Below are 21,713 nucleotides of genomic sequence, written 5' to 3'. Positions count from 1 at the left end.
CGGCCCGGAGGTGCGCACGATGAACGCACTGTTGCGCATCCTCGCCTGGCTGCTGGCCATCGCCCTGGTGGCGTTGCCGGTGGTGGCCGTGCTCAACGGCTGGGTCGGCGCCGAGCGCTGGCCGCTGACGAAGCTGCGCGTGCATGGCGAGTTCAAGCGCGTGCCCGGCGAGGAGTTGCAGAAGGCGCTGCTGCCGTATGCGCGTGCCGGTTTCTTCGCGGTCAGGCTGCAGGACGCGCAGCAGGCGGTGGAGCAGTTGCCGTGGGTGGCGAGCGCGCAGGTGCGCAAGCAGTGGCCGGACGTGCTGGAGGTCAGCGTGGTCGAGCACAGGCCGTTCGCGCGCTGGGGCGAGGACCGGCTGCTGTCCGAGCAGGGCCAGCTGTTCGCGGTGCCGCGCGGGCTGGAGCACGCGCCGCTGCCGCAGCTCGACGGCCCGGACGGCAAGACCGCCGAAGTGGTCGAGCTCTACAACGATTCGCGCGCGCTGTTCGCACCGGCCGGGGTGGACGTGCGCCGGCTGGCGATGGACGCGCGCGGCAGCTGGTCGCTGGCGCTGGACAACGGCACCGAGGTCGTCGTCGGCCGCAACGACGCGCGCTCGCGGTTGGCCCGCTTCGTGCGCGTGCTGCCGCAGCTCACCCGCGCCCAGGTGCCGATCGTGCGCGCCGACCTCCGCTACACCAATGGTTTCACGCTGAGCTGGGGAACCCCGCCGCCGGCAACAAAGCAGACGCAGGACAGGACATGAATCGCAAGGGTGACAAATCGTTGATCGTCGGGCTGGACATCGGCACCTCCAAGGTGGTGGCGCTGGTGGGCGAGTATTCGCCGGGCAGCCCGATCGAGGTCATCGGCATCGGCTCGCACGAATCGCGCGGGCTCAAGCGCGGCGTGGTGGTGGACATCGAATCGACCGTGCAGTCGATCCAGCGGGCGATCGAGGAAGCCGAGCTGATGGCCGGCTGCGAGATCCGCTCGGTCTACGCCTCGATCTCCGGCAACCACGTGCAGTGCCGCAACTCGCAGGGCATCACCCCGATCCGCGAGGGCGAGGTGACCTGGGGCGACTTGGACCGGGTGCTGGAGGCGGCCAAGGCGGTGGCGATCCCGGCCGACCAGAAGATCCTGCACGCGATCCCGCGCGAGTACGTGCTGGACGATTCGCAGGAAGGCATCCGCAACCCGGTCGGCATGACCGGCGTGCGGCTGGAGGTGCACGCGCACCTGGTGGTGTGCGCGCAGTCGGCCGCGGCCAACATCAGCAAGTGCGTGCAGAAGTGCGGCCTGCAGGTCGATGACCTGGTGCTGTCGTCGCTGGCTTCCTCGGTGGCGGTGCTGACCGCCGACGAGCGCGAGCTGGGCGTGGTGATGGTGGACATGGGCGCCGGCACCACCGACATCGCGGTGTTCGTGCAGGGTGCCATCTGCCACACCGCCTCGCTGCCGATCGCCGGCGACCACGTCACCAACGACATCGCGCACATGCTGCGCACGCCGACCCCGGAGGCCGAGCAGATCAAGGTGCGCTACGCCTGCGCGCTGGCGCAGCTGGCCACCGCCGAGGAAAGCATCCAGGTGCCGTCGGTCGGCGACCGCCCGCCGCGGCGCATGCCGCGCGCCTCGCTGGCGCAGGCGGTGCAGGGCCGCTACGAGGAAATCTTCGAGATGGTGCAGGCCGAACTGCGTCGCTCCGGCTTCGAGGAGATGGTGCGCGCCGGCATGGTGCTCACCGGCGGCGCCTCGAAGATGGAGGGCGTGGTCGAGCTGGCCGAGGAAATGCTGCAGATGCCGGTGCGCGTGGGCATCCCGCAGCACGTCACCGGGCTGGGCGAGGTGGTCGGCAACCCCGTGCACGCCACCGGCGTGGGCCTGCTGCTGATGGGCAGCCAGATCGAGCACCCGCGGCGGCCGTCGCTGCCGGTCGGGCGCGCCGGCACGTTGTTCAACAAGTTGAAGAACTGGTTCCGCGGCGAGTTCTGAGCGTCGCGGGCCGGCTGTGGAAAGAGCGGAAGGCGGAAGGGCGGAAGACGATTGGCGGTAACGCAACACCAACTAGAAGAGATGCCGGCCCACGGGTCGGGTTCCAACATAACGAGGACATGGACATGGCACATTTCGAACTGATCGAGAAGATGGCACCCAATGCGGTGATCAAGGTGGTGGGCGTGGGCGGCGGCGGCGGCAACGCCGTGGCGCACATGGTCAACGGCAGCATCGACGGCGTGGAGTTCATCACCGCCAACACCGATTCGCAGGCGATCAAGAACTGCGGCGCCAAGCTGCAGCTGCAGCTCGGCACCAACGTCACCAAGGGCCTGGGCGCCGGCGCCAACCCGGAAGTCGGCCGCCAGGCCGCGCTGGAGGACCGCGAGCGCATCATGGACGCCCTGCAGGGCGCGGACATGGTGTTCATCACCGCCGGCATGGGCGGCGGCACCGGCACCGGCGCGGCGCCGGTGGTGGCGCAGCTGGCCAAGGAAATGGGCATCCTGACCGTGGCCGTGGTCACCAAGCCGTTCCCGTTCGAGGGCCGCCGCCGCATGCAGGTGGCGCTCAAGGGCATCGAGGAGCTGAGCCAGCACGTCGATTCGCTGATCACCATTCCGAATGAAAAGCTGATCACCGTGCTCGGCCGCAACGCGACGATGGTGCAGGCCTTCCGCGCCGCCAATGACGTGCTGCAGGGCGCGGTGCAGGGCATCGCCGACCTGATCGTGCGCCCGGGCCTGATCAACGTCGACTTCGCCGACGTGCGCACCGTGATGTCGGAAATGGGCCTGGCGATGATGGGCACCGGTACCGCACGCGGCGACGACCGCGCCCAGGCCGCCGCCGAGGCCGCGATCCAGAACCCGCTGCTGGACGACGTCAACCTGGCCGGCGCCAACGGCGTGCTGGTCAACATCAGCGCCGGCACCGACATCACCATGAGCGAGTTCGACGAGATCGGCCGCACCGTGCACGCCTTCGCCTCGGAGGACGCCACCGTGGTCATCGGCACCGTGATCGACCCGGACCTGGGCGACGAGATCAAGGTGACCGTGGTCGCCACTGGCCTGAACCGTGCCGTCGCCAAGGGCGCCCAGCGTCCCGGCGAGCGCGCGCCGATCAAGCTGGTGCGCAACGCCACCACCGGCCAGCCGGAGTTCGGCGGCGACTACGAGAGCCCGGCCGACGCCGTGGCCCGCGCGGTCGGCAGCTCGCTCAGCACCGGCCTGCGCCGCCCCAGCTCGGACACCGTGGCCGCCTCGGCCCCGGCCGCGCCGACCGCCGCCGCCGAACTGCCCAGCGACTACCTGGACATTCCGGCGTTCCTGCGTCGCCAGGCCGACTGATGCCATCCCTGGCGAGGCATCGCGACTGCGGGACGTCCGGCCCGGCCATCCGTGGCCGGGCGCTCACCGCCGCGCGAAGCAGTGCTTCGCAGACGCGGCGGTTCGCCCTGCGTCGCCAGGCCGACTGACCGCAGCGGAACGACCGGGTGGCCCTGGCCGCCCGGCCGCGGCAACACGACGCCGGGGTTGTCCTCCCCGGCGGGCGGCACCATGTCCTTTGTCGCCGGTCCGGTGCCGGACCGGCGGCATTTTCGGCAGCGCGGCGCTGCCGGCGCAGGCCGCTTCGCGGCGGCAGGGCGCGTGGTAACGCGTGTTATTCTTGTTTGAATGTCCGTGCCTGCACGGCCTCCGATCCCGAACCCATGATCCAGCAGCGCACCCTCAAGAACACGATCCGCGCCACCGGCGTCGGCCTGCACAGCGGCGACAAGGTCTACATGACCCTGCGCCCGGCCCCGGTCGACCACGGCATCGTGTTCCGCCGCGTGGACCTGGACCCGGTGGTGGAAGTGCCGGCCCGTGCCGACCTGGTCACCGAGGTGACCCTGTGCACCGGCCTGACCTGCGAGGGCGCCAAGATCCAGACCGTCGAGCACCTGATGTCGGCGATGGCCGGCCTCGGCATCGACAACGCCATCGTCGAACTGTCCTCGGCCGAACTGCCGATCATGGACGGCTCGGCCGGCCCGTTCGTGTTCCTGCTGCAGTCGGCCGGCATCGCCGAGCAGGGCGCGGCCAAGCGCTTCATGCGCATCCTCAAGCCGGTGGAAGTGCGCGACGGCGACAAGGTCGCCCGTTTCGAGCCCCACGAGGGCTACAAGCTCGGCTTCACCATCCAGTTCGACCACCCGATGATCCCGGCCCGGCAGTCGCGGGCGGAAATCGACTTCTCCACCGCCGCCTACATCAAGGAAATCTCCCGCGCGCGCACCTTCGGCTTCATGCGCGACCTGGAGTACATGCGCGAGCGCAACCTCGGCCTGGGCGGCTCGATGGACAACGCCATCGTGCTCGACGAGTTCCGCGTACTGAACGACGACGGCCTGCGCTACGCCGACGAGTTCGTGCGCCACAAGATCCTCGACGCCATCGGCGACCTGTACCTGGCCGGCGGCCAGGTGCTCGGTGCCTACGAAGGCTTCAAGTCCGGCCATGCGCTCAACAACAAGCTGGTGCGCGCCCTGCTGGCCGATGAAAGCGCCTGGGAATGGGTCCGCTACGACGCCGCGGCCGCGCCCGGCCCCGTCGTCTACGGCGACGTCGCCTACGCCTGAATGCTGAATGGGCGAAACGCACCCGTTGGCCGGCGGTGTGTCGGAAATGTGAAGCCCGCGGGAATTCCGGGCGACACTTAACTTTAATTTAACGTTTCGCTAACTCCCGCCCTTCCAGTCGCGGCTAGGATTCCTGCCGGCTTGTCGCGGCGACCTTCGGGGTGCCGCGAGCGTGGCGGAGGATCATCCGCCGTTTCCGGACCGGGTGCCTTTCACATCCGCCAGGCAAGCCAGGGCGTCGCGCAGGCCTTTGTGCGTGGCGGCCGTTACTGCGTGGGAACTGCGCTGGTCGTTGCGCACCGGGGAGGGTGCAGGCGCGGTAGCAGTCTTGACGGTCACCCGCGTGGCCTTCAGCCCGATGGATCGGGCCGCGTCGAGCAACTGCTGTTCGGCAAGCCGCACCTTGGCATGCCAGACCGGTGACTCGACGAGAAAAACGAGGTGTTCGCCGTCCACATTGGCCAGCCGGCAACGGCTCGCCAGCATGGGTGGCAACTGGGGGCGCAACTGCCGGTCCAGCGCATCGAGCCACAGGGCCCGCCGCAACGGATTTCCTGCTTTGTCCGCCATGACCGCTTCCAGCGCCTGTTTGGGCGCTGTACGGGAGCGAACACCGGATTTCGGCTCAGACATAAGAATTCTTCGATGACCTTCAGAAAGATCGTAATCAAAACACGGGGGCGGCAGGCGAAAACCCGGTTGGCACGCCTGCATGATTTTTTCGAGGAGCGACCGAAGGCGCTGGCTGGGGGCCTGCTGGGGCTGGGCTGCCTGCTGGGCATGGGGGTGACCCTGGCGGTGGGCGCGGCCGGTGACGCGATGCTGCGCACCGAGGTCGAGCGCCAGCAGCAGGAACTGGTCAAGGTGCGCGCCGACGCGCAGACCCAGGTCAACGCGCTGGCGGCGCGGATGGCCGAACTGCAGGCGCAGGCCACCCGGCTGAATGCGCTGGGCGAACGCCTGACCCGGATGGGCAAGCTGGAGGACGGCGAGTTCGACTTCAACGAAACCCCCGGCATGGGCGATGGCGACGCCGGTCCTGTCGAGGACATCCCGGCCGGCAAGGTCGACGCCGAATTACAGATGCTGCAGCAGCGCTTCGTCGATTCGGGCCGGCAGCTGTCGGTGCTGGAATCGCTGCTGTTCGACCACCAGCTGGAGCAGAACGCCGTGCCCTCGCGCATGCCGATCCGCAACAGCTACGTGACCTCCGGCTTCGGCACCCGCGCCGACCCGTTCGGCCGCGGCGCGGCCAGCCACAAGGGCATCGATTTCCATGCCCGCGTCGGCGACCCGGTGATGGCGGTGGCCGACGGCGTGGTGCGCTTTGCCGGGGTGAAGGGCGGCTACGGCAACGTGGTGGACGTGGACCACGGCAACGGCTACGTCACCCGCTATGCGCACAACTCGCGGCTGAGCGTGCGCGAGGGCGACCTGGTGCGCGCCGGGCAGGAAGTGGCCAAGGCCGGCTCCACCGGCCGTTCCACCGGCGCCCACGTGCATTTCGAGGTGTGGCAGGACGGGCGCGTGATGAACCCGCGCAAGTTCCTCGGCGAGGGCGGCAACACCCCGGTGGGGCGGATCGGCCGCGGCTGATCGCCGGGGCGAGGCGGCGGCGGGCGCTTGAATCGCCAGGCGCCCGCCCCAAGCTACAATAGGCATTGCCATCGACGGGGCGCGCTGCGCCCTGTTTCGTTTGTGCCGACAGGTTCCGCCCGGGGCGGGGGCGCGCGGCATTCCATCCAAACCGGTTCCTTCAATGATCAACAGCTTGCTTACCCGCGTTTTCGGCAGCCGCAACGAACGCCAGCTCCGCCAGTTCAACCGCATCGTCGCCAGAATCAACGCGCTGGAGCCGGAAATCGGCAAGCTTTCCGACGATGAACTGAAGGCCAAGACCCCCGAGTTCCGCGAGCGCATCGCCGCCGGCGAGGCGCTGGACAAGGTGCTGCCGGAAGCCTTCGCGGTCTGCCGCGAGGCCTCCCAGCGCGTGCTGGGCATGCGCCACTACGACGTGCAGCTGATCGGCGGCATGGTCCTGCACCTGGGCAAGATCGCCGAGATGCGCACCGGCGAGGGCAAGACCCTGGTGGCGACCCTGCCGGTGTACCTCAACGCGCTGGAAGGCAAGGGCGTGCACGTGGTCACCGTCAACGACTACCTGGCCAAGCGCGACGCCGCGCAGATGGGCAGGCTGTACAACTGGCTGGGCCTGAGCGTGGGCGTGGTCTACCCGAACATGCCGCACGGCGACAAGCGCGAGGCCTACGCCGCCGACATCACCTACGGCACCAATAACGAGTTCGGCTTCGACTACCTGCGCGACAACATGGCGCTGAGCCGCGCCGACCGCTACCAGCGCGGCCTGCACTACGCCATCGTCGACGAGGTGGACTCGATCCTGATCGACGAGGCGCGCACCCCGCTGATCATCTCCGGCCCGGCCGACGATTCGCCGGAGCTGTACATCCGCGTCAACCGCGTGGTGCCGCAACTGATCAAGCAGGAGACCGAGGAAGGCGAGGGCGACTACTGGGTCGATGAAAAGGGCAAGCAGGTGCACCTGTCCGAGGCCGGCATGGAGCACGCCGAGGACCTGCTGCGCCAGGCCGGCATCATCGGCGCGGACAACGAGAGCGGCCTGTACGCCGCGCAGAACCTGACCGTGGTCCACCACCTCAACGCCGCGCTGCGCGCGCACGCGCTGTTCCAGCGCGACGTGGACTACATCGTGCGCGACGGCGAGGTTGTGATCGTCGACGAGTTCACCGGCCGCACCCTGGCCGGGCGCCGCTGGTCCGACGGCCTGCACCAGGCGGTGGAGGCGAAGGAAGGCGTGCCGGTGCAGCGCGAGAACCAGACGCTGGCCAGCATCACCTTCCAGAACCTTTTCCGCATGTACAAGAAGCTGTCCGGCATGACCGGCACGGCCGACACCGAAGCCTACGAGTTCCAGAGCATCTACGGCCTGGAAGTGGTGGTCATCCCGACCAACAAGCCGACCATCCGCAAGGACCACCCGGACCAGGTGTTCCTCAACCGCACCGGCAAGTTCAACGCGGTGCTGGCCGACATCGAGGATTGCGCCAGGCGCGGCCAGCCGGTGCTGGTGGGCACCACCTCGATCGAAACCTCGGAAATGCTGTCCGAGCACCTGCGCAAGGCCGGGGTGAAGCACGAGGTGCTCAACGCCAAGCAGCACGACCGCGAAGCGACCATCGTCGCCAACGCCGGCCAGCCCGGTGCGGTGACCATCGCCACCAACATGGCTGGCCGCGGTACCGACATCGTGCTCGGCGGCTCGCTGGAAACCGAGCTGCACGAGCTGGGCGAGGAGGCGACCGACGCGCAGAAGGCCGCGGCCCGGGCCGCGTGGCAGCAGCGCCACGAGGCGGTGAAGGCCGCCGGCGGCCTGCACATCGTCGGCACCGAACGCCACGAAAGCCGCCGCATCGACAACCAGCTGCGCGGCCGCTCCGGCCGCCAGGGCGACCCGGGTTCCTCGCGCTTCTACCTGTCGCTGGAAGACAACCTGATGCGCATCTTCGCCTCGGACTGGGTGCAGAAGGCGATGCGCATGATGGGCATGAAGGAAGACGACGTCATCGAGGACCGCCTGGTCAGCCGCCAGATCGAGAAGGCGCAGCGCAAGGTCGAGGCGCACAACTTCGACATCCGCAAGAACCTGCTGGACTTCGACGACGTCAACAACGACCAGCGCAAGGTGATCTACGCCCAGCGCGACGAGCTGCTGGACGCCGAGTCGGTCAAGGACAACATCGACGGCATCCGCGACGACGTGATCTACGACCTGGTCGCCCGCTTCGTGCCGCCGAACTCGATCGACGAGCAGTGGGACCTGCCGGGCCTGCAGGCCACGCTGGAGTCGGACCTGGGCGTGCAGATGGACCTGGTGGGCCTGTTCAGGCAGCACGAGGAACTGGACGCCGAGGGCATCGCCCGGCAGGTGGCCGAGGCCGTCGACACGCATTTCACCGGGAAGGAAGCCGCGGTCGGCGGCGAGACCATGCGCGCGCTGGAGAAGCACGTGATGCTGACCGTGCTCGACCAGAGCTGGAAGGAACACCTGGCGCGCATGGACTACCTGCGCCAGGGCATCTACCTGCGCGGCTACGCGCAGAAGCAGCCCAAGCAGGAATACAAGAAGGAAGCCTTTGAGCTGTTCTCGGAGATGCTGGAGAACGTCAAGCGCGAGGTCGTGCACCTGCTGGCGCGCGTGCGCATCCGCAGCGAGGAGGAAGTGGCGGCGATGGAGGCACTGGAGCGCCAGCAGGCCGAGGCGCGCCTGCGCATGTCGCAGTTCCAGCACCAGGACAACGGCGGCTACGGCGCCGACGAGGAAGCCGCGCAGGTGCAGGCCGCGCAGGCCGAGCCCAAGGTCGGCCGCAACGAGCCATGCCCGTGCGGCAGCGGCAAGAAGTACAAGCATTGCCACGGTCAGCTCAGCTGAGGCTGAGCTGACCTGTGGTGTAGCCCGCGGAGCGGGCTACACACCCATGATCCGTGCAACGGATCATGGGCACACGGTCTTCATCTCCGATCCCCCGCGCCTTCGGCGCGCCCCCCTTACCAAGGGGGGCTTTCCTCCAGACATATCCGGTAGTGCCGGCCGCTGGCCGGCATCTGCACGATATCGGGGAATGCGAGGTTGCCGGCCAGCGGCCGGCATTACCCGGAGCCAGGATTTCCCGGTGGGTGCCGACCGTTGGTCGGCACTGATCCATCCGTTCACGCCAGGCGCGCTGCCGCCCGACCAGCGGTCGGGCGCCACAGGTGGGGGGAGGGTTTTACGACACCCGGCACCGGAGATTGCGCTGGCCGCCGGATTTTCGGCATTCTCGGTGCCATGACACCCCTGTTGCGCTCGATCCACGTCGTGGCCGCCGTCATCACCGACGCGCGTGGCCGCATCCTGCTCAACCGCCGCACCGGCGACAGCGACATGGCCGGGTTGTGGGAGTTCCCCGGCGGCAAGCGCGAGCCGGGCGAAACCTCCGAGCAGGCGCTGGCGCGGGAGCTGCACGAGGAACTCGGCATCGAGGCCGAGGTCGGCGAATGGTTGATGGACGTGCCGCAGCTGTACCCGGACAAGCGCCTGCGGCTGGAGGTGCGCCACGTGCGGCAGTGGAAGGGCAACGCCCGCGGCCGCGAGGGCCAGGCCATCACCTGGGTGGCGCCGGAGAAGCTGACCCGCTATTCGATGCCGCCGGCCGACCAGCCGGCGGTGGCGGCCTTGATGCAGGCAGACCGCTACCTGGTCACGCCGGAACCGGCCGCGGGAACGGCCGCCTGGCTGGAACGCCTGCAGGCCGCGGTCGAAGGCGGCATCCGCCGCGTGCAGTTGCGCACGCCGCGCAGCGAAGCGCGCATCGCCCTGGCGCACGACGCAGTGGACTGCGTCGGGCGCCATGCCGAACTGCTGCTCAACCGCGACATCGAACTGGCACGGGAGCTGGGGGTGGGGGTGCACCTGGGCAGCGAACAGCTGCTGCAACTGGAACGACGCCCACTGCCGGACGGCGTGCCGGTCGCCGCGTCCTGCCACGATCTGGCGCAGTTGCAGGCCGCGCAGCGGCTGGGCTGTGATTTCGCCGTGCTCGGCCCGGTGCGGGCTACTGCCAGCCATCCGGGCGCCGCGCCTTTGGGCTGGGAGGCATTCGAGCGGATGCGCGAGCAGGTGGCCCTGCCGATCTACGCCATCGGCGGCCTCGCCGCCGATGATGTCGATGCCGCGCGCCGGCATGGTGCGCAGGGCGTGGCGGCGATCCGTGCGTTGTGGCCGCACCCGGTTACAGGCTGATCCAGAAACAGTTGTACTGGCGCCGCAGGTTCAGCACGGTGCGCGCCGGCACGTGGCCGGTGCCCAGCGTCTGCTCCAGCCGCAGCGCGACCGGCCGCGGTGGCGTGGCCGGCATGTTGGTGATGAAGATCGGGCCGCCGCGGGCCTCCGTGCCGGGTGCGTCCACCGGTTCCAGTGCCGGGTCGTCCGGATACACCGGGGCGATGTCCACGAGGGGGCGTTGCACGATGGCATCCAGCCGGTCCATCACCCGCGCGGCGCTGGCATTGGACAGGCCGTTCCACAGGTAGATGCCGGACAGGCGGTTGGCGTCGCGCGCCTCCACCGCGCCGCGGATCTGCGTCACCACCTCGCTCAGGCGCCGCGCGCAGCTGTCGCGGTACAGGCCGCTGCCGCCCGCGGCGCGGGTATCCGGCGGCAGGCGCGCCCGCGCGCCCATCGTTTCGCAGGTCTGGTCGCCATACACGGTGCGCCCCTGGGCATCAGTGCAGCGGTTGACCTGCTGCGCGTGGGCGGCGGGAGCCAGGGCGCAACAAGCCAGCAGGAGGAGGGAGCGTCGCATCCGCCAAGACTAGCGTGCAAGGACGCATCCGGGTGCCCCAGTGGCGCCCGATCGTGTGCCGACCAACGATCGGCACCCACCGGCAGGGTCGGGAATCAAGTGCGTGGGTCGGGGTCACGTCCCCGACGTGCCATGCATCCGGAGCGAAGTCCCCGGCCCGTGGATCAAGCGCGGCCGAGGCGCTGCAGCACCGCGCCGGTCGGCTTGGCGAGGTTGAGCGTGTAGAAGTGCAGCGAGGGCGCGCCGCCAGCGCTCAGGCGCTCGCACAGCGCGGCCACCACGTCGGCACCGAAGGCGCGCACCGATTCGGCGTCGTCGCCGTAGGCCTGCATGCGCTTGCCGATCCAGCGCGGGATTTCCGCGCCGCATTGCTCGGAAAAGCGCCGCAGCTGGCTGAAGTTGGAGATCGGCATGACGCCGGGGATGATCGGTATGTCCACGCCCAGCCGGCGCACGTCGTCGACGAAGCGGAAATAGGCGTCGGCGTTGTAGAAGTACTGGGTGATGGCGGCGTCGGCGCCGGCATCGACCTTGGCCTTGAAGTGGCGCAGATCGGCCAGTGCGTCGCCGGCCTGCGGGTGCGTCTCCGGGTAGGCGCCGACCTCGATGCGGAAGGCGTCGCCATGCTCGGCGCGGATGAAGGCGATCAGTTCCGAGGCATAGCGCAGGTCGCCGGGGAAGCCCATGCCCGAGGGCAGGTCGCCGCGCAGGGCGACGATGCGCTTGACGCCGATGGCGCGGTACAGCTTGAGCAGCTCGCGGATTTCCTCGCGGGTGCCGCCGACGCAGGACAGGTGCGGCGCGGCCTCGAAGCCGTGGTGCTGGTTGAGGTGGCGCACGGTCTCGGAGGTGTAGCTCAGCGTCGAGCCGCCGGCGCCGAAGGTGCAGGACACGTATTCGGGGGCATGGACCTTGAGCTTGTTCGCGGCGCGGTCGAGCTGCGCGCGCTGGTCGTCGGTCTTGGGCGGGTAGAACTCGAAGCTGAGCGCGGTCATGGTGGGCGGGGATGTGGAATCGCGGCGAATTATATCTCTTTATCAAGATAGATATGCAAATGTTTCCGGCGTGACCGTAGGCGCGACGTGAGTCGCGACCGGGGCTTTATCGGGAAAGCTCCGGTCGCGACTCACGTCGCTCCTGCAGGGGGACAAGCCGTGGTCAGGCGGCCCTGTCGTCGAACAGGGCGACGCGGCAGCGTGCGCTGATGGCGTCGAGGTAGCGCCGGCTGTTGGCGCCGAAGCCGATGCCTTTGACGATGGTCAGCGAGCGCAGCAGCGGGAACAGGCGGAAGTCGCTTTCGTCGATGGCCTCGCCGCGCGTGGCGAGCAGTGGCTCCAGCTCGTCCAGCAGCGGGCGCAGTTCATCAAGCAGCTTGTCGCTGTCGTCCAGCAATGCCTGCAGATCGCCGAAGGCGCGGGTTTCGCGGGCGACGAATGCTTCGCGCGCGGCCGGCGTGGCCAGTTCGCGGAAGTCGGCGCGGGTGAAGCGTGGCACGCACAGGCGCAGCATCAGCGGCCACGCGTGCTCGACCCAGGCGTCGATGGCGTCGTCGCCGCCGCGCTGGACGAGGGCCGGCGCGACGGACTGGTCGAGGTAGTGCACGATGTCCATGCTCTCGGGCATGTGGCTGCCGTCCGGCTTGCGCAGGATCGGTACCACCTTGCGCCCGACCATGCGCGTGGGCGTCTCCACGTCGCCTTCCATGATGATGCCGATGTCCACGTCCAGCTGCTTGAGGCCGACGATCATCAGCGCGCGGCAGCAGAAGGGGCAGTGTTCGTAGATGAAGAGTTCCATGGCGTTGCTCGTTGTGGACAGGCGGACATGATCGCCGCTTTCGGCAGGCGCCGGCATGGCCGCGGCATCGGCGACAATGCGCCCCGGTCCACGCACGCACCTGCCCATGTCGATCTTCCTGACCCCGTTCGCCCGCACCCGCCTGTTCCCGCGCACGCCGCGCGGCAACACCATCCAGGACTGCACGCCGGAGCAGTTCGAGCGCCATCTCAACGAACATGCGCCGTTGAAGGTGCTCGACGGCTACGCGCCGTTCTGCAAGCTGCACGTGCACCGCAACTGGACTTCAACGCGCTGCCTGACGGTGCCGGTCACCGACGCCAACCGCCACCTGCTGCGCTCGGCCTACGAGGCGCGCACGCGCGAGGAACTGCCGGTGCTGGTGCGCTGGTTCGAGGGCGTGGCGCCGCCGGTGGCCGACTACCTGGTCGTCATCCTCTACAGCCGCGAGCAGCTGGCGAAGGAAGGCTCGCCGATCGACGCCGACTGGGGCGTGGTCGGCTGCCTCTACACGGCGACGCCGGAGGAAATCCCGATGGCGCCGATCACGATGCTGCGCAATGCGCTGGGCGTGGAGGAAGGCGGTTCGGGCGTGCCGATCGACCGCGACGCCTACCGCGGTGCGGTGGAGTTCTGGGAGAACAATGCCAACTGGCGCTAGGCAGGTCGGGGCGATGCCCCCGACGGACGACGATGCGGGCGCAGAGGCGTCGGGGGCGTAGCCCCGACCTACCCCATTGAGGGCGTCGCGTCGGGCTTCGCTGCCTATGCCTCTTCGGGCGCGGCGAAGGCTTTGCTGTAGAACCCGGAAGGATCGAAGCAGCAGACCCGGCGCTTGCCGGCGGCCAGCATGTCGCAGGCGTTGGCGATGCGCTGCGCGCGGGTCCTGGCCTGTTTGGCAGTGGTGATCCAGTGGATCCAGTCCACCCGCGCGAGGGTGGTGGTGGCCTCCCACGCTACCCGGGCCTCGGGTGCGGCCGCCAGCGCCGCGCGCAGGTCGGGCGGCAGTTCCGGCTCCGGCTCGCGTGCCACCGGCCGGATTTCGAGAGTGACGTCGTCGCCGATGGCCACGCCCGCGGCGTCGAGCAATGCCGCGTCCACACGCAGCCAATGGCTCAGCTGGCCGTCCGGTTCCAGCGTGGCCTGGAAGGCATGGCCGTCGAGGGTGCCTTCGATGCTGGTACGCCCGCGCCTTGGCAGCGTGTCGCTGGCTTCCCTGGGCAGGACCACGAAAGCCCACGGCGCATCGCCGTCCGGTTTGGCCGGGCGGCGCAGCCTGGCCTTGAAACGGGAAGTGGCGGGCTTGGTGCCCGTGTGCCTGTTGGATCGCGGTGTGCCTGAGCTTGTCATCGGCCCGGTCCGAGGGGTCCGGCGTCTGCGGAGATCGCGGAAAGATTCGCACATCTTCGCGCGCGAAGCCGGCTGCGATCCGATTCCGCTCGCGGAATACGCAAAAGAAAACGGGCGCCTTTCGGCACCCGTTTCCGCGAATCATCGGCCGAACGGCAAGCCGCTCAGTAGCGGTAATGCTCCGGCTTGAACGGGCCGTCCACCGGCACGCCGAGGTAGTCGGCCTGTTCCTGCGTGAGCGTGGTCAGCTTCACGCCGATCTTCTCCAGGTGCAGGCGCGCCACTTCCTCGTCCAGCTTCTTCGGCAGGCGGTAGACGGTGGCCTCGTAGCTGTCCTTGTTGGCCCACAGGTCGATCTGCGCCAGGGTCTGGTTGGCGAAGCTGTTGGACATGACGAAGCTGGGGTGGCCGGTGGCGCAGCCCAGGTTCACCAGCCGGCCTTCGGCCAGCAGGAAGATCGCGTTGCCCGGCTGTCCATCGGCACGGGGGAACACGTACTTGTCCACCTGCGGCTTGATGTTGACGTGCTGCACGCCCGGGAACTTCACCAGCGCGTCGACCTGGATCTCGTTGTCGAAGTGGCCGATGTTGCAGACGATGGCCTGGTCCTTCATCGCGCTCAGGTGCTCGATGCGGATGATGTCCTTGTTGCCGGTGGTGGTGACGTAGATGTCGCCGGTACCCAGCGTGGATTCGATGGTGTTGACCTCGAAGCCTTCCATCGCCGCCTGCAGCGCGCAGATCGGGTCGATCTCGGTGACCACCACGCGTGCGCCATAAGCACGCAGCGAGTGCGCGCTGCCCTTGCCGACGTCGCCGTAGCCGCAGACCACGGCCACCTTGCCGGCCAGCATCACGTCCATCGCGCGCTTGAGGCCGTCGGCCAGCGATTCGCGGCAGCCGTACAGGTTGTCGAACTTGCTCTTGGTCACCGAGTCGTTGACGTTGATCGCCGGCACCAGCAGGGTGCCGGCCTCGGCCAGCTGGTACAGGCGGTGCACGCCGGTGGTGGTTTCTTCGGAGACGCCCTTCCAGTCCTTGACCACGCGGGTCCAGTAGCCGGGGCGCTCGGCATGCACGCGCTTGAGCAGGTTTTTGATGACTTGTTCTTCGTGCGAGCCGGAGGCGCTGTTCACCCAGTCGCTGCCATTCTCCAGCTCGTAGCCCTTGTGGATCAGCAGGGTGACGTCGCCGCCGTCGTCGACGACCAGTTCCGGACCGAGCAGGGTGCCATCGCTTGCCTTGAAGGTCAGTGCTTCCAGCGTGCAGTCCCAGTATTCCTCCAGCGTCTCGCCCTTCCACGCGAACACGGGAGTGCCGGTGGCGGCGATGGCGGCCGCGGCCTGGTCCTGGGTCGAGAAGATGTTGCACGAGGCCCAGCGCACGTCGCCGCCGATGTCCTTCAGCGTCTCGATCAGCACCGCGGTCTGGATGGTCATGTGCAGCGAGCCGGTCACGCGCACGCCGGCCAGCGGCTTGGCGGCGGCGTACTTGCGGCGGATCGACATCAGGCCCGGCATCTCGTGCTCGGCGATGTCGATTTCCTTGCGGCCCCAGTCGGCCAGCGAGATGTCGGCGATCTTGTAGTCGCCTTCCTGCGAGAAGGCATCCTGCGAAAAAACATGGGTGTTCATGCGGTGTGCTCCGGTGGTTACGAGGGGACTCGTGTTCGCCGGGCGCCGTTCTGTGGGTAGCCGTCCGAGCCTGGCTGTATTGGGCGGCATGAACCGCCTGACAGTCGCAGCGCCCCTCGGTACGGGCCGGCGATTATATCGTGGCCCGGCCCAACCAAAGGCAGGGGAGCCGGCGGGCGCAGCTTGTTAACGTGACCCGCTGATTCCATTGGAGAGGATTGCCATGACGATGTTCGCTTCCCGCCGCCCACGGCGGGCTTCCGCGGCGCTGCTGCTGTGCGCGGGCCTGCTGCTGGCGGTGCCGCCGTTGCTGGCGGCCACGCCCGCGGCCCAGCCCGCCGCCAGTGACGGACAGGGTTACCGGCTGCCGTCGGCGGCGTTGCAGGCGGTGGTGGATGCGCCGCGCGCGCCCAGCCTGCACCTCTCGCCCCGGCGCGACATGGCGGCGATGCTGCAGACCCCGCCGCTGCCGTCCGTCGCCCAGGTCGCCGCGCCGGAGCTGAAGCTGGCCGGACTGCGGATCAATCCGAAGACGTTCTCCGACAGCCGCTTCTCCTTCGGCAGCAAGCTGTGGCTGATCTCCACCGTCGATGGCGCCGAACGCCAGATCAGCGGCCTGCCGCAGCCGCTGTCGGTGGCGTCGCTGGCATGGTCGCCGGACCAGCGTTACCTCGCCTTCAACCAGCTCGACCCGGCCAGCGGCCGCAACGAGCTGTGGCTGGTGGACGTGGCCGCCGGCAGCGCACGCAAGCTGGCCGAGCGGCTGAACAGCATCGCCACCGATGGCTATGCCTGGCTGCCGGGCGGCGACGCGCTGCTGGTGATGCAGCGCCCGGCCGGGCAGGGCGAGGCGCCGGCGGGCGATGGCGTGCCCACAGGGCCGGCGGTGCAGGAAACCGTGGCCGGGCAGGGCGTGCGTGCGGTGCGTACCTGGCAGGACCTGCTGAAGAACGAGGACGACGCACGCCTGTTCGAGCATTACCTGAAGGCGCAGCCGCTGCGGGTGGCGATCAACGGCCAGAGCGCGCCCATCGGCGCCCCCGGCCTGTACTTGGGCCTGTCGGCCTCGCCCGATGGCAACTACCTGCTCGGCCAGCGCGTGGAGCGGCCGTTCTCCTACGCGGTGCCGGTGAACCGTTTCCCGCGCCGCATCGAGGTGCTCGATGCGCAGGGCCGCGTGGCGCACACGGTGGCGAAGCTGCCGCTGGTCGAGGGCCTGCCGACCGGCAACGACGCGGTGCCGACCGGCGTGCGCGCGATCGGCTGGCGCGCCGACGCGCCGGCCACGCTGGTCTGGGCCGAAGCGCAGGACGGCGGCGATCCCTCGCGCGAGGCGGCCATCCGCGACGCGGTGCTGATGCAGGCCGCGCCGTTCGAGAAGCCACCGGTCACGCTGGCGCAGCTGGGTTCGCGCTATGCCGGCATCACCTGGGCGGACGACGGGCTGGCGCTGCTGGACGAATACTGGTGGAAGAGCCGCCAGGTGAAGCAGTGGAAGATCGCGCCGGACCACCCGGAGCAGGCGCCGGTGCTGCTGTACGCGCGCTCGGAGGACGACCGCTACGGCGACCCGGGCGAACCGCTGCTGCGGCGCGACGCCGCCGGCCGCACCCGCCTGCAGCTCAGCGCCGATGGCCGCAGTTTCTACCGCATCGGCGACGGCGCCTCGCCGCAGGGCGACCGCCCGTTCCTCGACCGCGTCGACCTGGCCAGCGGCGCCAGCGAACGGTTGTTCCATTCGCAGGCGCCGTACTACGAAGTGCCGCTGTCGATCATCGAAGGCGAGCACGCGCGCATCCTTACCTATCGCGAATCCAACGACGTGCCGGCCAACCTGTATGCCCACGCGCTCGGCGGCGATGCCGCACCGGTGGAACTGACCCATTTCGCGCATCCGCTGCCGCAGCTGCGCGGGGTGAAGAAGGAACAGATCCGCTACGCGCGCAACGACGGCGTCGAGCTCACCGCCGACCTGCTGCTGCCGCCCGGCTACGACCCGAAGAAGGACGGCCCGCGGCCGGTGTTGATGTGGGCCTACCCGGCCGAGTTCAAGTCGGCCGACGACGCCAGCCAGGTCACCGGCTCGCCGCACCGCTTCAACGCGATCAGCTACTGGGGGCCGCAGGCGTTCCTCGCCAAGGGCTACGTGGTGCTCAACAACCCGAGCATGCCGATCATCGGCGAGGGCGACGTCGAGCCCAACGACACCTACATCGAACAACTGGTCGCCAGTGCGCAGGCAGCGGTGGACGAAGTGGTGCGGCGTGGCGTCGGCGAGCGCGGGCGCATCGCCGTCGGTGGGCATTCCTATGGCGCGTTCATGACCGCCAACCTGCTGGCGCACACGCGCCTGTTCCAGGCCGGCATCGCGCGTTCGGGCGCATACAACCGCACGCTCACCCCGTTCGGCTTCCAGGCCGAGGAACGCAACTACTGGCAGGCGCAGGACACCTACCTGAAGATGTCGCCGTTCAATTACGCCGGCGACATCAAGGACCCGATCCTGTTCATCCACGGCGTGGACGACAACAACTCCGGCACCTTCCCGATGCAGAGCGAGCGCATGTTCGCCGCGGTCAAGGGCCTGGGCGGCACCGCGCGGCTGGTGATGCTGCCGAACGAATCGCACGGCTACCGCGCGCGCGAATCGATCATGACCATGCTCGCCGAAAGCGAGGACTGGCTTGACCGCTGGCTGGCCGCACCGGCGAAGGAGAGCAGGCGCCGTTGATGGCAGGTAGTGCCGGCCGCTGGCCGGCATCTGCCTGATGTCGGGAAATGCGAGGTTGCCGGCCTGCGACCGGCACTACCGGAGACAGGTTGGGCAGCACCGTCGGGGTGGGTGCCGACCGTTGGTCGGCATTACCGATCCGGTTGCGGGAAACCCATCGGCGCGGCGCACCGCCGCACACAATGCAACCCGTAGGTGCCGGGCTTGCTCGGCACGGGGGTTTCCCGGCAAGGCTCCATGCGGGGCAAGCCCCGCATCTACGGCGTCATGGCGTCATCGCCTGTCCACCACGGGGCGCTCGCGCCCCGTTTTCGTGTCCCTCCGGACAGCGACCGGACAACATGCAGATGCAACTGTTTCAGGTTTGATGCACTGCAAAAACCGGTGATTTTTTCGGTTAGGCTTGAATGCTTCCTCCCCGAGGTTCGGCATTCCGGATGAACGAGTACCGCAGCAGCGTCGTCTTCGCCACCCCCGACCTGCCCCTGCGCGACGATGTGCGTCGCCTCGGCACGATGGTCGGCGAGCTCATTTCCGAACAGGTCGCACCGGCCTTCCTCGATGAAGTGGAAGACGTGCGCACCGCTGCCATCGCGCGCCGCGAAAGCCAGGGCCCGCTGTCCACGCTGAGCGAGCAGTTGGCCGGGCGTGCGCCGCGCCAGGCCGAAGTGCTGGTGCGCGCGTTCAGCACCTATTTCCAGGTGGTCAACATCGCCGAGCGCGTGCACCGCATCCGCCGCCGCCGCGACTACCAGCGCGCCGGCACCAAGCGCCCGCAGCCGGAAGGGCTGCAGGACGCGCTGCAGCAGCTCAAGGCGCAGGGCGTGACGCTGGAAGAACTGGCGCAGTGGCTGCCGCGCATCGACATCGAGCCGGTGTTCACCGCGCACCCGACCGAAGCGGTGCGCCGCGCGCTGCTGGAAAAAGAGCAGCTGATGGTGGCCGCGCTGGTGGACAACCTCGACGGCCAGCGCACGCCGGGCGAACAGGCCGCCGATGCCGCGCGCTTCCGCATGGCGCTCACCGCCTCGTGGCAGACCGCCGACTCCTCGCCGGTGCGCCCCACGGTGGACGACGAGCGCGAGCACGTCGGCTTCTACCTCGCCCGGGTGCTGTACCGGGTGATGCCGGTGTTCTACGAATCGCTGGAACAGGCGCTGCTCGACACCTGGGGCCGCACCCTGCCGCTGCCGCGGCTGGTGCGCTTCGGCACCTGGGTGGGCGGCGACATGGACGGCAACCCCAACGTCGACGCCGGCACCATCACCGCCACCCTGGACGCGCAGCGCAACGCGGTGCTGGAGCTGTACCTGAAGGACCTGCTCAAGCTCGCCAGCCTGCTCAGCCAGTCCACCGAGCTGATCGGCGTCAGCGATGCGGTGCGCGCGCGCGTCGAGGAATACCGGCAGCTGCTGCCGCAGGTGCAGTCGCGCCCGCGCCACGCCGACATGCCCTACCGCCTGCTCAACGACCGCATGCGCGCGCGGCTGCAGGCCACGCTGGACGACGCGCCGGGCGCGTATGCCTCGCCGGAGGAGTTCATCGGCGACATCCAGCTGATCCTCGACAGCCTGGAGGCGAACAAGGGCAGGCATGCCGGCTGGTTCTCGGTGCGCCGGCTGCTGTGGCGGGTACGCACCTTCGGCTTCCACCTGGCGCGGCTGGACGTGCGCCAGGAGTCGAGCGTGCATTCGCGCGCGCTGGCCGAGGTGCTGGGTGGGCAGGAGGCATTCGATGCGCTCGACGACGAAGCGCGCGCCGGCACGCTGTCGCCCTACGCGGCCGGCGAGGCCGCGCTGCCGCCCGGCAACGACGAAACCGGCCAGCGCCTGGACAAGGCGTTCGCCGCGCTGGCCGACGCGCGCCGCCGCCACGGCACCGATGCGCTGGGCACCTACATCATCTCGATGGCGCACGACCGCGGCGACGTGCTGGCGGTGCTGGCGTTGGCGCGCCGCGGCGGCCTGGCCGATGCGCAGGGCGCGGTGCCGCTGGACATCGCGCCGCTGTTCGAAACCGTGGACGACCTGCGCCGTGGCACCGCCACCCTGCGCGACCTGCTGGCCGACCCGGTCTACCGCGCCCACCTGCGCGCGCGCGGCGACGTGCAGATGGTGATGCTGGGCTATTCGGACAGCGGCAAGGACGGCGGCATCGCCGCCTCGCGCTGGGGCCTGCAGCAGGCGCAGGTGGAACTGCTCAACGCCGCCAGCGAACAGCGCGTGCGGCTGAGTTTCTTCCATGGCCGCGGCGGCTCGCTCAGCCGCGGCGGCACCAAGACCACGCATGCGGTCGATGCCTCGCCGCGCGGCAGCATCGGCGGCCGCCTGCGGGTGACCGAGCAGGGCGAGGTGATCCACCGCAAGTACGGCATCCGCGCGCTGGCGCTGCGCTCGCTGGAGCAGGCCGCCGGCGCGGTGCTGCGCGCCAGCCTGCGCCCGCGCGCGCCGGAGCCGCGCGAGGCGCGCTGGAAGCCGGTGATGGACATCGTCGCCAGCGAGAGTTCGCGTACCTACCGCGCCTTCGTCGGCGATCCGCAGTTCATGGACTACTTCCGGCAGGCCACGCCGATCGACGTGATCGAGCGGATGACGCTGGGTTCGCGGCCCTCGCGCCGGCTCGGCCAGAACGCTGCGCTGTCCAACCTGCGCGCGATCCCGTGGGTATTCGCGTGGAGCCAGGCGCGCGCGGTGATCCCCGGCTGGTTCGGCGTCGGCAGTGGCCTGCAGGCCGCCGCTGCCGCCGGTCACGAGGACACGCTGCTGGAAATGGCGCACGACTGGCCGTTCTTCGCCACCTTCCTCGACGACATGGCGATGGTGTTGAGCAAGGGCGACATCGACATCGCCGAACAGTTCTCGACGCTGGCCGGGCCGCTGCACGAGCGCTTCTTCCCGCTGATTCGCGACGAACTGGCGCTGACCGCGCATTGGGTCAAGCGCCTGAGCGGCCAGCAGGAACTGCTGGAGCACGACCCGCGGCTGGCGCTGTCGATCCGCCTGCGCAACCCCTACATCGACCCGATCAGCACCCTGCAGGTGGACCTGCTGCGCCGCTGGCGCCAGAGCGGCCGCGAGGACGAGGCGCTGCTGCGCGCGCTGGTGGCCTGCGTCAACGGCGTCTCGCAGGGTGTGCAGAACACCGGGTGAGACGCGGGAGCGCCCGTAGATGCGGGGCTTGCCCCGCATGGGGCATTCCCGATAAAGCCC

The 21,713-nt window shown here is 69.2% G+C and carries 16 protein-coding genes and 1 riboswitch; of the genes, 10 read left to right on the top strand and 6 right to left on the bottom strand.

All coding sequences use genetic code 11. From position 1 onward, the window contains the following. The first annotated feature begins 19 nt into the window (after positions 1 to 19). From MIC98_RS15600 to lpxC, 4 genes are all read left to right on the top strand, one after another. Entirely contained in the window at positions 20 to 748 is a 729-nt protein-coding gene (locus MIC98_RS15600) for a cell division protein FtsQ/DivIB (RefSeq protein ID WP_057640688.1), read from the top strand. After that, positions 745 to 1,980: a cell division protein FtsA gene (ftsA, locus tag MIC98_RS15595; RefSeq protein WP_057640654.1), complete on the top strand. Its 1,236-nt coding sequence runs from the start codon at positions 745 to 747 to the stop codon at positions 1,978 to 1,980. The genes MIC98_RS15600 and ftsA overlap by 4 nt, the downstream gene beginning before the upstream one ends. A 125-nt stretch (positions 1,981 to 2,105) precedes the next feature. Then, positions 2,106 to 3,335 carry a cell division protein FtsZ gene (ftsZ, locus tag MIC98_RS15590; protein WP_057640690.1) on the top strand — a complete coding sequence of 410 codons (1,230 nt, stop codon included), beginning with the start codon at positions 2,106 to 2,108 and terminating at the stop codon, positions 3,333 to 3,335. Positions 3,336 to 3,697: 362 nt separating this feature from the next. Next, positions 3,698 to 4,609: a UDP-3-O-acyl-N-acetylglucosamine deacetylase gene (gene lpxC, locus MIC98_RS15585; protein WP_239737774.1), complete on the top strand. Its 912-nt coding sequence runs from the start codon at positions 3,698 to 3,700 to the stop codon at positions 4,607 to 4,609. A 183-nt stretch (positions 4,610 to 4,792) separates the two neighbouring features. Here lpxC and MIC98_RS15580 read toward each other — a convergent pair whose 3' ends face one another. Beyond that, on the bottom strand, positions 4,793 to 5,242 hold the full coding sequence (locus MIC98_RS15580) for a DUF721 domain-containing protein (protein WP_057640658.1): 450 nt from the start codon (positions 5,240 to 5,242) through the stop codon (positions 4,793 to 4,795). A 12-nt stretch (positions 5,243 to 5,254) separates the two neighbouring features. Here MIC98_RS15580 and MIC98_RS15575 point away from each other — a divergent pair, with 12 nt between their 5' ends. The 3 genes from MIC98_RS15575 to MIC98_RS15565 all read left to right on the top strand — a co-directional run bounded on the left by MIC98_RS15575 (position 5,255) and on the right by MIC98_RS15565 (position 10,430). Continuing rightward, positions 5,255 to 6,205 (top strand): M23 family metallopeptidase, encoded by a 951-nt coding sequence (locus MIC98_RS15575; protein ID WP_057640661.1) that lies wholly within the window; start codon positions 5,255 to 5,257, stop codon positions 6,203 to 6,205. A 163-nt stretch (positions 6,206 to 6,368) separates the two neighbouring features. Next, a complete protein-coding gene (secA, locus tag MIC98_RS15570) occupies positions 6,369 to 9,080 on the top strand; it encodes a preprotein translocase subunit SecA (RefSeq protein ID WP_239737773.1) in 2,712 nt (903 codons plus the stop codon). A gap of 396 nt (positions 9,081 to 9,476) precedes the next feature. Then, entirely contained in the window at positions 9,477 to 10,430 is a 954-nt protein-coding gene (locus MIC98_RS15565; RefSeq protein ID WP_239737772.1) for a Nudix family hydrolase, read from the top strand. On the opposite strand, the gene MIC98_RS15560 is transcribed toward MIC98_RS15565, so the two are convergent. The 3 genes from MIC98_RS15560 to grxB all read right to left on the bottom strand — a co-directional run bounded on the left by MIC98_RS15560 (position 10,420) and on the right by grxB (position 12,789). Beyond that, a complete protein-coding gene (locus tag MIC98_RS15560) occupies positions 10,420 to 10,992 on the bottom strand; it encodes a DUF4124 domain-containing protein (RefSeq protein ID WP_239737771.1) in 573 nt (190 codons plus the stop codon). The two genes, MIC98_RS15565 and MIC98_RS15560, sit on opposite strands and share 11 nt — an antisense overlap. Positions 10,993 to 11,156: 164 nt before the next feature. Next, positions 11,157 to 11,987, bottom strand: coding sequence for a methylenetetrahydrofolate reductase [NAD(P)H] (gene metF, locus MIC98_RS15555; protein WP_057640668.1), 831 nt, complete (start codon positions 11,985 to 11,987; stop codon positions 11,157 to 11,159). Positions 11,988 to 12,150: 163 nt separating this feature from the next. After that, the gene (gene grxB / locus MIC98_RS15550) at positions 12,151 to 12,789 is read right to left on the bottom strand and encodes a glutaredoxin 2 (RefSeq protein ID WP_239737770.1); all 639 of its coding nucleotides are present in this window, start codon (positions 12,787 to 12,789) and stop codon (positions 12,151 to 12,153) included. A gap of 106 nt (positions 12,790 to 12,895) precedes the next feature. Between grxB and MIC98_RS15545 the strand changes: the two genes are divergently transcribed. Continuing rightward, positions 12,896 to 13,450, top strand: a complete 555-nt coding sequence (locus MIC98_RS15545; protein ID WP_057640671.1) for a DUF3228 family protein — start codon at positions 12,896 to 12,898, stop codon at positions 13,448 to 13,450. 104 nt (positions 13,451 to 13,554) lie between these two features. On the opposite strand, the gene MIC98_RS15540 is transcribed toward MIC98_RS15545, so the two are convergent. Further along, a complete protein-coding gene (locus MIC98_RS15540; protein WP_239737769.1) occupies positions 13,555 to 14,139 on the bottom strand; it encodes a YdeI/OmpD-associated family protein in 585 nt (194 codons plus the stop codon). 164 nt (positions 14,140 to 14,303) lie between these two features. Next, positions 14,304 to 15,773, bottom strand: coding sequence for an adenosylhomocysteinase (gene ahcY, locus MIC98_RS15535; protein ID WP_239737768.1), 1,470 nt, complete (start codon positions 15,771 to 15,773; stop codon positions 14,304 to 14,306). Positions 15,774 to 15,806: 33 nt separating this feature from the next. Beyond that, positions 15,807 to 15,898, bottom strand: a riboswitch (S-adenosyl-L-homocysteine riboswitch). A 98-nt stretch (positions 15,899 to 15,996) separates the two neighbouring features. Here ahcY and MIC98_RS15530 point away from each other — a divergent pair. Further along, on the top strand, positions 15,997 to 18,504 hold the full coding sequence (locus tag MIC98_RS15530) for a prolyl oligopeptidase family serine peptidase (protein WP_239737767.1): 2,508 nt from the start codon (positions 15,997 to 15,999) through the stop codon (positions 18,502 to 18,504). A 437-nt stretch (positions 18,505 to 18,941) separates the two neighbouring features. Continuing rightward, complete coding sequence (gene ppc / locus MIC98_RS15525; protein WP_239737766.1) at positions 18,942 to 21,653, top strand: phosphoenolpyruvate carboxylase; 2,712 nt, start codon at positions 18,942 to 18,944, stop codon at positions 21,651 to 21,653. The last annotated feature ends 60 nt before the right edge of the window (positions 21,654 to 21,713 follow it).

The sequence above is a fragment of the Stenotrophomonas sp. NLF4-10 genome, from assembly GCF_022359915.1.
In the GTDB taxonomy this organism is placed as follows: Bacteria; Pseudomonadota; Gammaproteobacteria; order Xanthomonadales; family Xanthomonadaceae; genus Stenotrophomonas; species Stenotrophomonas daejeonensis.
This window is presented reverse-complemented; position numbering and strand designations above follow the sequence as displayed.

Bases quoted from the DNA above. Each gene is read 5' to 3' on its own strand.
- ahcY (WP_239737768.1), bottom strand. From the start codon at position 15,773: ATGAACACCCATGTTTTTTCGCAGGATGCCTTCTCGCAGGAAGGCGAC.
- ftsZ (WP_057640690.1), top strand. From the start codon at position 2,106: ATGGCACATTTCGAACTGATCGAGAAGATGGCACCCAATGCGGTGATC.
- secA (WP_239737773.1), top strand. From the start codon at position 6,369: ATGATCAACAGCTTGCTTACCCGCGTTTTCGGCAGCCGCAACGAACGC.
- ppc (WP_239737766.1), top strand. From the start codon at position 18,942: ATGAACGAGTACCGCAGCAGCGTCGTCTTCGCCACCCCCGACCTGCCC.
- ftsA (WP_057640654.1), top strand. From the start codon at position 745: ATGAATCGCAAGGGTGACAAATCGTTGATCGTCGGGCTGGACATCGGC.
- metF (WP_057640668.1), bottom strand. From the start codon at position 11,987: ATGACCGCGCTCAGCTTCGAGTTCTACCCGCCCAAGACCGACGACCAG.
- MIC98_RS15580 (WP_057640658.1), bottom strand. From the start codon at position 5,242: ATGTCTGAGCCGAAATCCGGTGTTCGCTCCCGTACAGCGCCCAAACAG.
- grxB (WP_239737770.1), bottom strand. From the start codon at position 12,789: ATGGAACTCTTCATCTACGAACACTGCCCCTTCTGCTGCCGCGCGCTG.
- lpxC (WP_239737774.1), top strand. From the start codon at position 3,698: ATGATCCAGCAGCGCACCCTCAAGAACACGATCCGCGCCACCGGCGTC.
- MIC98_RS15600 (WP_057640688.1), top strand. From the start codon at position 20: ATGAACGCACTGTTGCGCATCCTCGCCTGGCTGCTGGCCATCGCCCTG.
- MIC98_RS15560 (WP_239737771.1), bottom strand. From the start codon at position 10,992: ATGCGACGCTCCCTCCTCCTGCTGGCTTGTTGCGCCCTGGCTCCCGCC.
- MIC98_RS15530 (WP_239737767.1), top strand. From the start codon at position 15,997: ATGACGATGTTCGCTTCCCGCCGCCCACGGCGGGCTTCCGCGGCGCTG.
- MIC98_RS15540 (WP_239737769.1), bottom strand. From the start codon at position 14,139: ATGACAAGCTCAGGCACACCGCGATCCAACAGGCACACGGGCACCAAG.
- MIC98_RS15565 (WP_239737772.1), top strand. From the start codon at position 9,477: ATGACACCCCTGTTGCGCTCGATCCACGTCGTGGCCGCCGTCATCACC.
- MIC98_RS15575 (WP_057640661.1), top strand. From the start codon at position 5,255: ATGACCTTCAGAAAGATCGTAATCAAAACACGGGGGCGGCAGGCGAAA.
- MIC98_RS15545 (WP_057640671.1), top strand. From the start codon at position 12,896: ATGTCGATCTTCCTGACCCCGTTCGCCCGCACCCGCCTGTTCCCGCGC.